Annotated in this window: 10 protein-coding genes; 4 read left to right on the top strand and 6 right to left on the bottom strand. The window is 74.5% G+C overall.

Annotation, left to right across the window (positions count from 1 at the left end):
- Positions 1-127 precede the first annotated feature (127 nt).
- From GA0070564_RS08975 to GA0070564_RS08985, 3 genes are all read left to right on the top strand, one after another.
- A complete protein-coding gene (locus GA0070564_RS08975; RefSeq protein WP_091605628.1) occupies positions 128-1333 on the top strand; it encodes a low temperature requirement protein A in 1206 nt (401 codons plus the stop codon).
- A 159-nt stretch (positions 1334-1492) separates the two neighbouring features.
- Positions 1493-1699 (top strand): hypothetical protein, encoded by a 207-nt coding sequence (locus tag GA0070564_RS08980; RefSeq protein WP_091605631.1) that lies wholly within the window; start codon positions 1493-1495, stop codon positions 1697-1699.
- Between the two features lie 184 nt (positions 1700-1883).
- Entirely contained in the window at positions 1884-2843 is a 960-nt protein-coding gene (locus GA0070564_RS08985; protein ID WP_091605634.1) for a TIGR03557 family F420-dependent LLM class oxidoreductase, read from the top strand.
- A gap of 143 nt (positions 2844-2986) precedes the next feature.
- Here GA0070564_RS08985 and GA0070564_RS08990 read toward each other — a convergent pair whose 3' ends face one another.
- The 4 genes from GA0070564_RS08990 to GA0070564_RS09005 all read right to left on the bottom strand — a co-directional run bounded on the left by GA0070564_RS08990 (position 2987) and on the right by GA0070564_RS09005 (position 9545).
- Complete coding sequence (locus GA0070564_RS08990; protein WP_176730611.1) at positions 2987-5083, bottom strand: APC family permease; 2097 nt, start codon at positions 5081-5083, stop codon at positions 2987-2989.
- A 140-nt stretch (positions 5084-5223) separates the two neighbouring features.
- Complete coding sequence (locus tag GA0070564_RS08995; protein ID WP_091607016.1) at positions 5224-5607, bottom strand: hypothetical protein; 384 nt, start codon at positions 5605-5607, stop codon at positions 5224-5226.
- A gap of 106 nt (positions 5608-5713) precedes the next feature.
- Positions 5714-6484: a DUF5995 family protein gene (locus GA0070564_RS09000; RefSeq protein ID WP_091605640.1), complete on the bottom strand. Its 771-nt coding sequence runs from the start codon at positions 6482-6484 to the stop codon at positions 5714-5716.
- A 133-nt stretch (positions 6485-6617) separates the two neighbouring features.
- The gene (locus GA0070564_RS09005) at positions 6618-9545 is read right to left on the bottom strand and encodes a helix-turn-helix transcriptional regulator (RefSeq protein WP_091605643.1); all 2928 of its coding nucleotides are present in this window, start codon (positions 9543-9545) and stop codon (positions 6618-6620) included.
- Between the two features lie 194 nt (positions 9546-9739).
- Here GA0070564_RS09005 and GA0070564_RS09010 point away from each other — a divergent pair, with 194 nt between their 5' ends.
- The gene (locus GA0070564_RS09010; RefSeq protein WP_091605646.1) at positions 9740-11773 is read left to right on the top strand and encodes an adenylate/guanylate cyclase domain-containing protein; all 2034 of its coding nucleotides are present in this window, start codon (positions 9740-9742) and stop codon (positions 11771-11773) included.
- A gap of 114 nt (positions 11774-11887) precedes the next feature.
- On the opposite strand, the gene paaI is transcribed toward GA0070564_RS09010, so the two are convergent.
- The gene (paaI, locus tag GA0070564_RS09015; RefSeq protein WP_091605649.1) at positions 11888-12310 is read right to left on the bottom strand and encodes a hydroxyphenylacetyl-CoA thioesterase PaaI; all 423 of its coding nucleotides are present in this window, start codon (positions 12308-12310) and stop codon (positions 11888-11890) included.
- Position 12311: 1 nt separating this feature from the next.
- Positions 12312-13619, bottom strand: coding sequence for a phenylacetate--CoA ligase PaaK (paaK, locus tag GA0070564_RS09020; protein ID WP_091607020.1), 1308 nt, complete (start codon positions 13617-13619; stop codon positions 12312-12314).
- Positions 13620-13682: the final 63 nt, after the last annotated feature.

Consider the following 13682-nt stretch of genomic DNA (forward strand, 5'->3'; position numbering starts at 1 on the left):
CGGCGCTGGCAATCCGTTTCCCGTGGCGGGATCGCGCGGAAAGCCCGATAACGGACACCTTCCGGCGGGTGGATCGCTAGCGTCGGTGCTGGGCCACCGGCCCACCGACCCGGCCCCAGGAGCAACCGTGCCGAACGCCGCGCCCGGGCCGCCACCGGACCGGGCCCACCCACCGGTACGCGACCCCGAGTCGCCCCGCCGGGTGACGCTGCTCGAGCTCTTCTTCGACCTGGTGTACGTCGTCGCGCTGACGCTGGTCTCCCGTGGACTCGTCCACCACATCGGCTGGGAAGGCGCGCTCCGGTCCCTGATCATCCTGATGGCCGTCTGGTGGACCTGGGCGATCACCACCCTGGTCACCGACATGTACGACCCGGAACGCCCCGAGATCAAAATGCTGATCACCGCGGTGATGTTCGGGGTGCTGCTGATGACCACCGCCATCCCGGAGGCCTTCGACCGGCGCGGGCTGGTCTTCGCCGGCACGTACGTGGCGATCCACCTCGGCCGTGGCCTGTTCCTCATCCCGGCGGTCCGGCGCCACCGGCAGACCCAGAAGCGGGCCGCGCGCATCTTCATCTGGTTCGCCGTGTCGGCCGTGCCCTGGCTGGCCGGCGCCTTCGCCCACGACGACGCGCGGGAGGCGCTCTGGGCGCTGGCGCTCGGCATCGACTACCTGGGGTTCCGGCTGGCCTATCCGGTGCCCGGGCTGGGCGCGGTGCCGGACGCGCAGCGCAACGTGACCGCCGAGCACCTCTCGGAGCGGTACCAGCAGTTCTTCATCATCGCCCTGGGCGACGCGATCCTGACCATCGGCACGATGTTCAGCGTCAACCACTCCGAGATGGAGAACATCGGCGCGTTCACGGTCGCCTTCGCCACCACGCTGCTGCTCTGGCGGATCTACGTGCACAAGTCGGGCCAGCTGCTGCCGGAGGCGATCGCCCGCTCCCGGCAGCCGAACCGGTTCCTGCTCACCGCGCCGTACACCCATCTGTTGATGGTGGCCGGCGTGGTCACCACGGCGGCCGGGTTCGACCTGGTGCTGCACGAACCCACCGGGCGTACGCCGCCGGCCTGGGCGGCGGTCATCCTGGGTGGACCGGCGCTGTTCCTGGCCGGCCGGGCCTGCTTCGAGTACGAGGTGTTCAGCCGGGTGTCGCTGTCCCGTCCCGGTGGCCTGCTGGCGCTGCTCACCATCGCCCCGGCGGTGCTCTTCGTCGCCCCGGTGTGGGCCGCGCTCGGGGCCATGCTGGTGCTGGCCGGGGTGGCCCTGGCCGATCACCGCCGCAGCCGCGGCCGGCCCCCCGAGGACCCCGCGCCGCCGCACTGAGCCCCCGCGGCGGGCCCCCGCACCGCACCTTCGTGGGTCCGCTTGCGAGCACCAACGGATTCGGACGGCGTGACCGACACCGATCACCGTTTGCGCGCGCCCCGGGACTGGGTACAACGCCTGCACCTCGAATCCACCACAACCCCGTGGAGGCAACCCATGCGCGGCACGTCGATCTTCGGTGTCCTGGTCGTCATCTGGCTCGTCATCGGCGCCATCGCCGCCGGACAGCGTGGCTACTTCGGCGGTGACGACACCAACTGCGCCGAGGCGGGCACCATCCTGGTGACCATCGTGGCCGGCCCGCTGAACTACATCGGCGCCAACCCGAAGGTGGACTGCAAGCTGCCCGAGCCGTCGAAGTAGGACGCAGCTCCGCCGGCCCGCGCCCCGCCCCCGGCGGGACGCGGGCCTTCTGCTGCCTGCGGCGGGGACCCCCACACCTCCTATGGCTTCCTAGGAGGATGGGTCGGTGCGGTGGTTCGGTTTGCCGGCGTTCGGAGCGGGAAGGGGCATGTTTTCGACGACGCATCGGGAGTGGTGAGCGGGCATGCAGATCGGCTACAAGCTGGCCTCGGAGGGCTTCGGGCCGCAGGAGATCATCCGGCAGGCGGTCCGCGCCGAGCAGGCCGGTTTCGACTTCGTGGAGATGAGTGACCACTACCACCCCTGGCTGGACGAGCAGGGTCACTCCTCGTTCACCTGGAGCGTGCTGGGCGCGATCGCGGCGAAGACCAGCACCCTCGGCCTGGCCACCGGCGTCACCTGCCCCACCGTCCGGTACCACCCGGCGATCATCGCCCAGGCCGCCGCCACCATGGCGCTGATCTCCGACGGCCGGTTCACCCTCGGCGTCGGCGCCGGGGAACGGCTCAACGAGCACGTCGTCGGGCTGGGCTTCCCCAGCGTCCGCGGCCGGCACGAGCGGCTGCGCGAGGCGCTGGAGATCATCCGACTGCTCTGGCAGGGCGGCTACCGGTCGTACGAGGGCAAGCACCTCCAACTCGAGGATGCCCGGGTCTTCGACCTGCCCGACACCCTCCCGGTGATCGCCGTGGCGGCCAGCGGCAAGGCGTCGGCGACGATGGCCGCCGAACTGGGCGACGGGCTCTTCGTCACCGAGCCGGAGTCGTCCATCATCGAGCACTTCACCGCGGCCGGCGGCAAGGGCCCCCGGTACGCCGAGGTGCCGCTCGCCTGGGCCACCGACGAGCAGCAGGCCGTGCAGGCCGCGTTGAAGACCAACCGCTGGGCGCTCACCGGATGGAAGGTGATGAGCGAGCTGCCCAACCCGGTGAACTTCGACGCCGCGTCCGCCACCGTCGAGGAGCACCACATCCGCCAGCAGTTCGCCGTCGGGCCGGACGCCGAGCAGCACGTGGCCAAGGCCCGGGCCTTCGTCGAGGCCGGCTACGACCACATCGTGCTGATGAACGCCGGCCCGGACCCGGACGGCTTCCTCGACTTCTGCCGCGACGACCTGATCGAGCGGGTCCGCGCCCTCGGCTGAGGCGCGACCCGACGCCGGCCGCCCGGCCCGACGCCGGCTGCCCGGCCCGACGCCGGCCGCCCGACCCGGCGCCGGCTGCGCGCGGCGTTAAGAAGGGGCCCCTGCTATACCGGAGGCGTTAATAAGGGGCCCCTGCTTGCACCTCAGCCGCCGACGTGGATGCCGGGGCGGTGGGTCGGGTCGGGCTCGGACTTGCGGATGATCTCCCGCACCACCGGCGGGGTGTCACCGCGGCCGAGGATCAGATAGCGCAGCAGGTGCGCGATCGGGTTGCCCTCGGACCACTCGAAGTGGGCGTGCGGCCGGACCCCGGTGGCGTCGCGCAGGGCCAGCAGGATCGCCGCGATCGCGTTCGGGGCGGCCGGGCTGCTGGCCCGCAGGATCCGGTAGCCGCCGGCCTCCACCCCGTGCACCCGCAGCACGTGGCTGAACTGGGACGGGTCGGAGACGTCGATCTCCAGGAAGAGCACGTCGGCGGCGCCCGGGACCGGGTTCATGCCGCGCTGCGCCCGCTCCTTGACCTTGTACTCCTTGACCGAGCCGCTCTGCCGCTTGTTGGCGATCAGGTGCAGCCGGCCGTCGTGGGCGATCGAGTCGGCGATGAACCGGCGGGCCGCCTCGTCGAACTCGATGCGCTCGGCCCGCAGCTCGGTGGTCCGGGTGACCCGCGAGATCAGGGAGACCGCGACGATGCCGGCGATGAACAGCCCGGAGATGGTGATGCCGTCCGGCTTCTCCACCACGTTCTCGGCCAGCGCGTAGAGCAGCACCGCGGTCAGCACGGTGAAGCCGATCCCGGCGAACGGGTGCCGGGACCGGTACGCCGAGATGGTCACCGCGATCGCCCCGGAGACCATCATCGCCAGGATCCCGGTGGCGTACGCGCCGGCCTGGGCGTTGACGTCGGCACGGAAGGCCACGGTGATGGCGATGCTGATCAGCGTGTAGACGATCACCACCGGGCGGACCGCCCGACCCCACTCCGGCGCCATGCCGTAGTCCGGCAGGTACCGGGGCACGATGTTGATCAGACCGGCCATCGCCGAGGCGCCGGCGAACCAGAGGATCAGCACGCTGCTGATGTCGTAGACGGTGCCGAACCCCTCCCCCAGGTGCTCGTGGGCCAGCCAGGCCAGCGCCCGACCGTTGGCCGCGCCACCCGGGGCGAACTGCTCCGGCGGGATCAGCACGGTGGTGACGAAGGTCGTCGCGATCAGGTAGACCGACATGATCAGCGCCGCGGTGGCGAGCAGCCGGCGGGTGTTGCGGATCCGGGCCCGCAGCCGGGCCTGCGCGTCCGGGCCGTCCCCCCGAACCAGCGGCATCATGCTGACCCCGGTCTCGAAGCCGGAGAGCCCGAGCACCAGCAACGGGAAGGCCAGCACGCTGGTCCGCAGCACATCGCTCAGGCCACCGATGCGGGTCAGCCGGGAGGTCCAGTCGGCCAGCACCGACGGGTCGCCGGCGATCTCGGCCACCCCGGCGGCCACGATCACCGCGTTGAGCAGGAGGAAGACCGCCACCAGCGGGATGGCCACCTGCACCGCCTCGCTGAACCCCATCAGGAACACGCCGCCCAGCACCAGCAGGAGCAGCACGGTCACCACGACCGCCGCGGTGGCGCCGTGCGGGAACGACTCCGGCAGGTACGGGTTCTCCAGCAGGTGCACGGTGGCGTCGGCGGCGGAGAGGGTGATCGTGACGATCCACGAGGTGGCCACGAAGCCGAGCAGCACCAGGACGAAGAGCTTGCCCCGCCAGAACGGCAGCAGCCGCTCCAGCATCGCCACCGAACCCTGCCCGTGCGGGCTCTCGCCGGCCACCCGCCGGTACATCGGCAGCATCCCGAACAGGGTCAGGGCGACGATCAGCAGCGTGGCCAGCGGGGAGACCGCGCCCGCCGCCACCGCGGCGATGCCGGGGAGGTAGGAGAGGGTGGAGAAGTAGTCGACGCCGGTCAGGCACATCACCTGCCACCAGCTGTGCGACTTCGCCTCGGTCTCCCGGGTCTCCGGGCCGACCGGCTGCACCCGGTGCTGGAACAGCCAGCGGGACAGTCCACTGGCCGGCTCCACCGGGTGGACCGGGCTCTGCACCACCGCCGGCACCGTGCGCGGTCCCGACCCGGGTCCGTTGCCCGGGTCCCGGGCCGCCCGTAACGCGCGACCGGGGCCGGCCGGCGCCGTGTTGCGCCGCCCGCGGTTGCGTCGGGGCTGCGGCCCCTCCCGACCCTGTGTCATGCCTGTGTCCCACCTTCCGGCCCTGAACCGACCGTAGGCGGTACCCACGGCCCCGCCCCGCCGAACCCGGGAAGCCGGGTGTCATCGGAGCGCGCAGGATCGTACCGCCGGGCCGGGAGGACGGCGCGGCGGCACGGCCTTCAGGTGATCAGAGCGCGGCACAACTCCTCGGGGTCGGCCACGGTGACGGTGGCCGCCGGGTGGGTCGGCCAGCGCCCCGGCGCCAGCGCCGGGACCGGGCTGGCGAACCGGACGCAGACCCCGGCCGCGGTGGTGGTGCCGAAGGTGACGCCCGCGTCGGCCAGCGACAGGTGCGGTCCGATCGCCCGCCACCACCGGTACGGGCCGCCGACCTGCGCCCCGGCGACGTTGCCGCGCGGGGTACGCAGTCGCCACGGGCCGAACCGGATCTCCAGCGCCTCGTCGTCGACGAGCACCCAGGAGGTCTCCGGACGGACCCCGAGCAGGGCCAACGGGACTCGGAAGGCCGGGTCGAAACGGAACGCGCTGCGGTGTGCCGGCATGGTCGGGGCGTACCCGTCCCGGGCCCGGGCCACACCCTGCCGCGCACCGGCGTGGACGCGTCCCCGCGCCCCGGTTTCCCCGGAGCGCGGGGACCCCCCGTCCCGGCTACTGCAGGAACGCCCCCAGCGGCGAGAGCAGCAGCCGGCCGAGCGCCGCGGCGTTGTCGTCCAGCCGCGTACGCTCACACTCGCGGGCGTCGGGATCGTGCCGGCAGCGCCAGATCTTCTGGGCGTTGCGCCAGGCCACGTTCCGGGTGTACTCCACCAGTTCGCCCTGGTACCAGTCGTCGATGTCGCCGTTCAACATGTCGATCATGAGCTGCCAGTTGTCCAGGTAGCCGCGGCGCAGCTCCGGGATCCGCTCCGCGAAGATCTTGTTGATCTCCAGGTAGTCGCGGTGCTGGTCGCTGCCGTCCACCGGCTCGGACTCCAGGCTCTCCAGCGTGGTCACCAGCGCGAACGGCAGGTCGTAGTTGATGTGCGCGTTCACCCCGGCGGCCGCCGACGGCAACGGGCGGGCGTCCGGCCCGCGCATCCGCCGGAACAGGCAGGACCAGGCCTTCGGGGTGCTCGGGCTGGACTCCGTCCAGTAGCGCAGCGCGTCGAAGTAGCGGGCCGCGAACTCCACGTCGAGCCGGGCCAGGAAGGCGGGGTCGGCGAAGCGGTCGTCGTACAGGCCGTCCAGGACGCTGCTGGTGATGGTGAGGTACAGCTCGTTGAAGTCCGCCAGCGGGCAGCTGCGTTCCAGCGGAGGCAGCCGGACCAGCAGATCCTGCAACTTGGTGAGATGGTCCACCACCGCCGGCACGTCCGCCGGACGGTCGGCCAGCAGGCCGGCGATGTCCTGGTGGACCGGGCCCCAGACCGGCTCGTCCATGACTCCTCCACTGTGTGCTCGTCAGGCGCCCCCGTGCCGCCCACGGAACTGTCCACAGCCTGTCAGCGCAGGGCGGGACGCCGGATCAGTAGAACGACGTATGTCGGCCGCCGCCGACCGACCTACGTACGCCTCAGCCGGCCGCGTTGCGCAGGAAGATGGCGCTGGCCTGGACCCGGGTGCGTACCTGCAACTTGTCGAAGATGTGGGACACGTGCACGCCGATGGTCCGCTCGCTGATGAACAGCCGCTGGCCGATCTCCCGGTTGGTCAGCCCCTCCGCCACTGCGGCGAGCACCTCCCGTTCCCGGGCGGTCAGACCGTCCAGCTCGTCGCCGCCGGACGCGACCGGCGGCGACACCGCCCGGGGCGCGGCCGGGCGCGCCGCGGCGGCGGGCCGCTCCTCCAGGGCCACCCGGGCCCGGCCGGCCAGGGTACGGATCTCCGAGCTCAGCGGCTCCGCCCCCAGCCCCTGCGCCATCCGGTACGCCTGCCGCAGCAGCTTCCCGGCGGTGGCCACCCGGGCCCGCCGGCCCAGCAGCGCCTCGGCCTGCCGCAGCCGCGAGTACGCCGCCGGGTAGGGGTGGTTGCGCCGGTCCCACTCGGTGACCGAGCGGGCCCACAGCTCCGGGTCGCCACGCCCGTCGTCGAGCCGGCTCACCTCGGCCGCGCAGAGCGCCAGGAAGCCCTCGGCGACGTAGCGGACCGGCCGGGCGGCCTGCTCGCTCTTGGCGGCCACCCGGTCGACCACGCCACGCAGCCGGCGTACCGCCGTGTGGTCCACCTCGGCGGTGCGGTCGGCGTACGCCTCGGCCTCGGCCCGCAGGCCGTGCCAGGCCAGGGTGGCCAGCACGATGACGTCGTCGGAGCGGCTCTCGGTCAGGCCCCGCGCGACGGCCTGCCGGGCCAGGTCGGGCCGCCCCTGCCACATGGCCAGCCCGGCCCGCAGGATCAGCATCGGCAGCACGTGCCGGGCGCCGCCGCCGGCCAGCATGGTGGCCACCGCGTCCAGGTCCCGGTCGGAGGCCTCGACGTCGCCGTAGCCGACGGAGAGCCGGCAGCGGGCCAGCAGCAGCTCCACCGCGTCGGCGCCCGAGGGCCGGTGCCGCAGCGCCGCCGCGACGACCTTCTCCGCCTCGGCCCACTGCCCGACCCGGAACAGCCCGTTGGTGGCGATGGCCAGCAGCCGGGTCTCGTAGGTGCGGCCCAGCCCCAGCTCGGCCACCCGCTCGGCGCCGCGACGGGCGACCACCACGCCCTCCTCGAGGACGTTGAGCGGGCCGGTCAGCAGCTCCGCGAGGTGCAGGTAGGCGCAGGCCACGTCCTCCGGCCGCCCGGATCGCTCGGCGACCTCGAGGGCCTCCCGGACGGCGGCCAGACCGCTCTCCGGATCCTCCAGGTAGGCCTGGCTGAAGCCCAGCGCCGCGCTGGCCAGCACCACCTCGGAGGCGGCGCCCTCGACGTCGGCGGCCAGCGCCAGCGCCTCCCGGGCCCGGTCGCCGGCGTCGGCGTACCGGCCGAGGTGCAGCAGCAGCTCGGCCAGGTGCGCGGCGGCGGTGGCGCGTTCCCGGGGCGAGCAGTCGGCCGCCGCCAGGGCCGACCGGTACTCCGCCTCGGCCGGGGCGGACCGGCCGGCGGCGGCCAGGTAGCGGGCCCGACGGATGTGCAGCTCACAGGTGGTCGGGGCGCCCGGCCCGGCGGCCAGCTCCGCCAGCAGCTCCAGCGCCCGCGCGTGCTCGCCGCAGTGGTGGGCGGCCTCGGCGGCCCGCTCCACCAGGCGCGCCCGGTCCGTCCCGCCCGCCGGGTCGGTCGCCGGCGCGGCCAGCTGCAACGCCGCCGACCAGTGCCGGTGCGCCTCGGCGAAGCCGTGCAGCCGCTCGGCCTCCTCGGCGGCGGCGATCGCTGCGGGCAGCGCGCGGGCCGGTTCCCCGGCCAGCCGCCAGTGGTGGGCCAGCCGGGCCTGGTGCAGGTCGGCGGGGACGGCGGTGAGCGCCTCGGCGTACCGGCGGTGCAGGGCGGCCCGCTCGGCCGGCAGCAGCTCGTCGGCCAGCACCTCGGCGACCAGCCGGTGCCGCAGTCGGTAGCCGTCGTCGGCGCCGACCAGCAGCCGGTGGGCGACCGCGGCCCGGACCGCCTCGATCAGCTCCTGCTCCCCCAGCGGCACCGCCCGGGCCAGCAGCCAGTGCTCCACCGGCTCGACGCCGGCGGCGACCGCCTGCATCACCGACCGGGTGGGGGTGGGCAGCGCCTCGACCCGGGCGAGGAAGATCTCCCGCAGGGTGTCGGAGAGACCGTCGTGGCCGTCGCGCAGGTCGCGGGCGAGTTCCTCGACCACGAACGGGTTCCCGCCGCTGCGCTGCCAGACCAGCTCGGCGGCCTCCGGGGTCAGCGCGGGGCCGGCGACCGCGGCGGCCAGCTCGTCGGTGTCGGCGCGGTCCAGCGGCGCCAGGTCGACCACCCGGACCGAGCGCAGCCGGCGCAGCTCGGTCAGCACCCGGCGCAGCGGGTGGGCGCCCTGCAACGACTCGGCCCGCACCGCGGCCAGCACCGACAGTTGCAGGTCACCCAGGCCGGCGAGCAGATAGAGCAGCAACTGCCGGGTGCTGCGGTCGGCCCACTGGAGGTCGTCCAGGACGAGCACCAGCGGCCGGCCCCCGGCGATCAGGCTGAGCCCGCGGGAGACCCGTTCCAGCAGCGCCCCGGCGCCGTCGGGCCCGGCGCTCTCCTCGGCGAACATCTGCAGCAGGCCGCGCACCGTGGAGGAGGTGCGCGCCCGGGTGGCGGTCAGCTCGGCGTCGAAGCGGCGCAGCGCGTGCCGCAGCGGGTGCAGCGGGGAGGCGTCCCCGATGTCCAGGCAGGAGCCGGTGAGCACCACCGCGCCGCCGCCGCGCAGCCGGTCCCCCACCTCGTGCAGCAGCCGGGTCTTGCCCACCCCGCTCTCACCGGTGAGGAAGACCGCCGCGGTGTGCCCGGGCGGTACGTCGTCGAGCAGCGCGGACCGCAGCGTCGCCACCTGGTCGGCCCGGCCGACGAGAGGCGGACTGTCCACGTCGCTGGCCATGGACGCAGCCTAGTCACAGGGTCGGGCGGCGCTCTACTGCGTTCCGGGACCCTCGGTACTCCTCGCGTCGAGATTGCGACTGAACGGTTGCGGGGGCTCGACATACGTCGTTCGGCAGATCCACCGTCGACCCGGTGGTGCGAGTGTCGGTGACGTCATCAGCCACCAGTGGGGGGAAGGCAGGTGCGACGCCAGTGTCCACACTCGTGACCGGCCCGGAGCCGGAGACGCCGATCCGCTGGCCGGCGCCGGAGGAACGGCGCACGGTCAGCGTGCTCTTCGCCGACATCGTCGGCTCGACCTCGTTGGTCGAACGGCTCGACCCGGAGGACGTCCGGGCCCTGCAGCACGACTATTTCGACACGGTCGCCGTGGTGCTGCGTCGGTGGGGCGGCACGGTCGAGAAGTACGTCGGTGACGCCGTGATGGCGCTCTTCGGCGCCGACCGGTCCGACGGGTTCGACGCGTACCGGGCGGTGCGCGCCGGGCTGGAGATCCAGCGGATGCTGGACGGGCGTCCGCTGGCCGGCGGCTGGCCGGTGCGGATCCGGGTCGGGGTCGCCACCGGTGAGGTGCTGGTGGACGTGCCCGCCACCCGCGACGGGGCGCACGGCACGGCCAGCGGCGCGGTGATCACCACCGCGGCCCGCCTCCAGGAGTACGCCCCGCCGGGCGCGGTGGCGCTCTGCCCGGCCACCCACCGGGCCACCGTCGACCTCATCGAGCAGCGACCGCTCGCCTCGACGTCGATCGCCGGCCGGACGCTGCCGCTGTGGCGGGCCGTCGGGACCGTCGCCCCGCGCCGCGGCCGGCACCAGGGCCCGCTGGTCGGGCGCCGCCGCGAGCTGGCCACCGCCGGTGACGAGATCGTCCGGGCCCTGCGCGACCGTCGACCCGCACGGGTGGCGCTGGTCGGCCCGACCGGCAGCGGGCGCAGCCGGCTGCTGCACGAGCTGACCCGGACGTTGTCGACCGTGGACGGTGCGCCGGTGCGGTGGATCGTCGCGCACTGCCCGCCGTACCCGGAGCAGCCCTTGGCGCCGCTGGCCGCCCTGGTCCGCGACCTGATCGGGGTCCGTGAGGGTGAGCCGCCGGCGGCCGTGCGGCGCCGGCTGGCCGAAGCGCTCGACGGCCTGCTGCCGGCGGCGCTGCGCGCGACCGCGGTGCCCGCGCTGGCCGACCTGCTCGCCGCCGCCGAGGGCGCGGGTACGGCCGGTCACGGGTCGACGGCGTTGCGGCAGGTGCTGCTGGCGCTGGCCGCCGGTCAGCCGGTGGTGGTGGCGGTGGACGACCCGGACCGCGCCGGCCCGGCCCTCGACCGGTTCCTACGGGTGCTCCTCGCCGAGGCGACCCTGGGCCGGGCCCAGCTGGCGGTGGTGACCACCCACGGCCCGGACCGGGCCGACCCGTTGCCGGCCGGCGACCGGGTCCACCGGGTGGCGCTGCCCGCCCTGGGCGCCGTGGAGACCGGACGGCTGCTGCGCCACCTGCTCGACCGGGCGGGCCGGCCGGCCGCGCTGGCCCGACTGCTGGTGCCCCTGGTCGGCGGCAACCCGGGCGTCGCGGACGCCTACGTGCGGTCGCTCGCCGAGGACGGTGCCGTGACGCCGGGCGCCGACGTGCCGGAGCGGGTCCGCCGGATCGCCGACGCCCGGTTGGACCGGCTCGACGGCGGGCAGCGGGCGGTGCTGGCCGCCGCCACGGTGCTCGGCACGGGCGTCACCGGCACCGCCGTGGACCGGCTGCTCGGCTGGTCGCCGGGGCGGGCGGCCGGGTTGCTGCGGCTGCTGGTGGCGGTGGGGCTGCTGCGACGCTCCCGCCGGGGCGGCCACCTGCTCACCGAGCCGGTGCTGGGTCGGGTGGCGCACGGCCGGCTGCCGCGTCCGGTCCGGGCCGAACTGGCCCGCCGGGCCCGCCGGCGTTCCGCGGTGGCGCCGACCGGCCCGGCCGTGGCCCCCGCCGACCTCACCACGGTCCCGGACGGAGTCACGATGGTTTCGGCGGGGGGCACCACGGCTCCGGCCGGAGTCACCACGGTTCTGGCCGCCGTCGCAGCCGTGGCCACCGCCGGCCCGGCCGGGTCGGTCGTGGGCGGGCCGCCGCGCCCGGTGGGCCCACCCTTCCGGGCCGTGCCCGGGTGGACCGGGTCCGGCACCGTCGCCCGGCCGGCCCGCCGCACCGGCCGCGCCACCCGGGCGGCGCCGGCCACCGGGATGACCGCGGCCTGACCCGGCACGCGGCGGTCACCCGGCACGCCCGGTCGGTGCTCCACCTGTGGTCCGGGCCGGCGGGCGCGGCCCGACCCACCGCCGCCGACCGCCGCCACCGCGCCGGCGCGCCGGTCAGCGGCCGTCGCGGGACAGGGTGCGGCTGCGGCCCCGGAACTCGGCGACCACCTCGTCGTCCCGGCGGACCGTCACGTCGTAGATGCCGCTGCGGCCGTACCGGGTGCGCTCGGTGGCGGTGGCCTCCAACAGGTCGCCCTCGCGGACCGGGCGCAGGAAGCTGATCTCGCCGCCGGCCGCGACGGTGACCGGACCGTGGCTGTTGCAGGCCAGCGCGAACGCGGTGTCGGCGAGCAGGAAGACGAAGCCACCGTGGCCGATGGCGGGCCCGTTGAGCATCGCGGCGGTGACCCGCATCCGGGCCACCGCGGCGCCGTCGCCCGCCGAGACCAGCTCGATGCCCAGCCCCTTGGAGGCCACGTCGGCGTCGAACATCGCGTGGGCGGCGGTCCGGTCCGGGTCGGGACGGTCGTCGGTCATCTCAGCGCTCCCGTCGATGGTCGACGATGCGGCGCATCTTGCCCATCGAGCGCTCCACGCCGTCCGGGGCGATCACCTCGACGGCCACGCTGACCCCGATGGTGTTCTTCACCTGCTCCACCAGGGCCCGGCCGGCCCGCTCGGCCTCCTCCGGCGTCACCCCGGGCCGGCGTTCCACCCGGACGGTGAGGCCGTCCAGCCGGCCCTGCCGGTCCAGCACGCACTGGAAGTGCGGCGACAGGGCGGGGGTACGCAGGATCAGCTCCTCGATCTGGGTGGGGAAGACATTCACCCCACGGACGATCATCATGTCGTCGGTCCGGCCGGTGATCTTCTCGATCCGCCGCATCGGGCGGGCCGTGCCGGGCAGCAGCCGGGTCAGGTCCCGGGTGCGGTAGCGGACCACCGGCATCGCCTCCTTGGTCAGCGAGGTGAGCACCAGCTCCCCCTGCTCCCCGTCGGGCAGCACCGACCCGGTGACCGGGTCGATGATCTCCGGATAGAAGTGGTCCTCCCACACGTGCAGGCCGTCCTTGGTCTCCACGCACTCGACCGCGACGCCCGGGCCCATCACCTCGGACAGGCCGTAGATGTCCACCGCGTGCATGTCGAGGCGCTGCTCGATCTCCCGGCGCATGTCCTCGGTCCACGGCTCGGCGCCGAAGATGCCCACCCTCAGCGAGGTGGTCCGCGGGTCGACGCCCTGGCGTTCCATCTCGTCCACGATGGCCAGCAGGTAGCTGGGGGTGACCATGATGACCTCGGGTTCGAAGTCGCGGATCAGCAGCACCTGCCGCTCGGTCATCCCACCGGAGACCGGGATGACGGTGCAGCCCAGCTCCTCGGCGCCGTAGTGGGCGCCGAGGCCTCCGGTGAAGAGCCCGTAGCCGTACGCGACGTGCACCCGGTCGCCGGGGCGGCCGCCGGAGGCGCGGATGGACCGGGCCATCAGCCGGGCCCAGGTCGTCAGGTCCTGCTTCGTGTAGCCGACCACGGTGGGGCGGCCGGTGGTGCCGGAGGAGGCGTGCAGCCGGGCCACCCGCTCCCGGGGCACCGCGAACATGCCGAACGGGTAGTTCTCCCGCAGCTCCGCCTTGCCCGTGAACGGGAAGCGGGCCAGGTCGGCCAGGTCCCGGCAGTCGTCGGGGTGGACCCCGGCCGCCTCGAACGCCCGCCGGTAGTGCGGCACGTTGTCGTACGCGTGCCGCAGCGACCACCGCAGCCGCTGGAGTTGCAGCGCCCGCAGCTCGTCGACGCCGGCCCGCTCGACGGGCTCCAGCTCCTCCGGACGAGGGGTGCGGTCCTGCACGGTGGCCTCCCGGTCGGCGTTCGCCGGTCCACGCCGACCGGCCCTGCGTACCGTACGCCCGTA

The organism is Micromonospora mirobrigensis, from assembly GCF_900091555.1.
GTDB classification, from domain to species: domain Bacteria; phylum Actinomycetota; class Actinomycetes; order Mycobacteriales; family Micromonosporaceae; genus Micromonospora; species Micromonospora mirobrigensis.

Coding starts and splice junctions, on each gene's coding strand:
- GA0070564_RS08995 (WP_091607016.1), bottom strand. CDS start 5,607: ATGCCGGCACACCGCAGCGCGTTCCGTTTCGACCCGGCCTTCCGAGTC.
- GA0070564_RS09000 (WP_091605640.1), bottom strand. CDS start 6,484: ATGGACGAGCCGGTCTGGGGCCCGGTCCACCAGGACATCGCCGGCCTG.
- GA0070564_RS08985 (WP_091605634.1), top strand. CDS start 1,884: ATGCAGATCGGCTACAAGCTGGCCTCGGAGGGCTTCGGGCCGCAGGAG.
- paaI (WP_091605649.1), bottom strand. CDS start 12,310: ATGACCGACGACCGTCCCGACCCGGACCGGACCGCCGCCCACGCGATG.
- GA0070564_RS08990 (WP_176730611.1), bottom strand. CDS start 5,083: ATGACACAGGGTCGGGAGGGGCCGCAGCCCCGACGCAACCGCGGGCGG.
- GA0070564_RS08980 (WP_091605631.1), top strand. CDS start 1,493: ATGCGCGGCACGTCGATCTTCGGTGTCCTGGTCGTCATCTGGCTCGTC.
- GA0070564_RS09005 (WP_091605643.1), bottom strand. CDS start 9,545: ATGGCCAGCGACGTGGACAGTCCGCCTCTCGTCGGCCGGGCCGACCAG.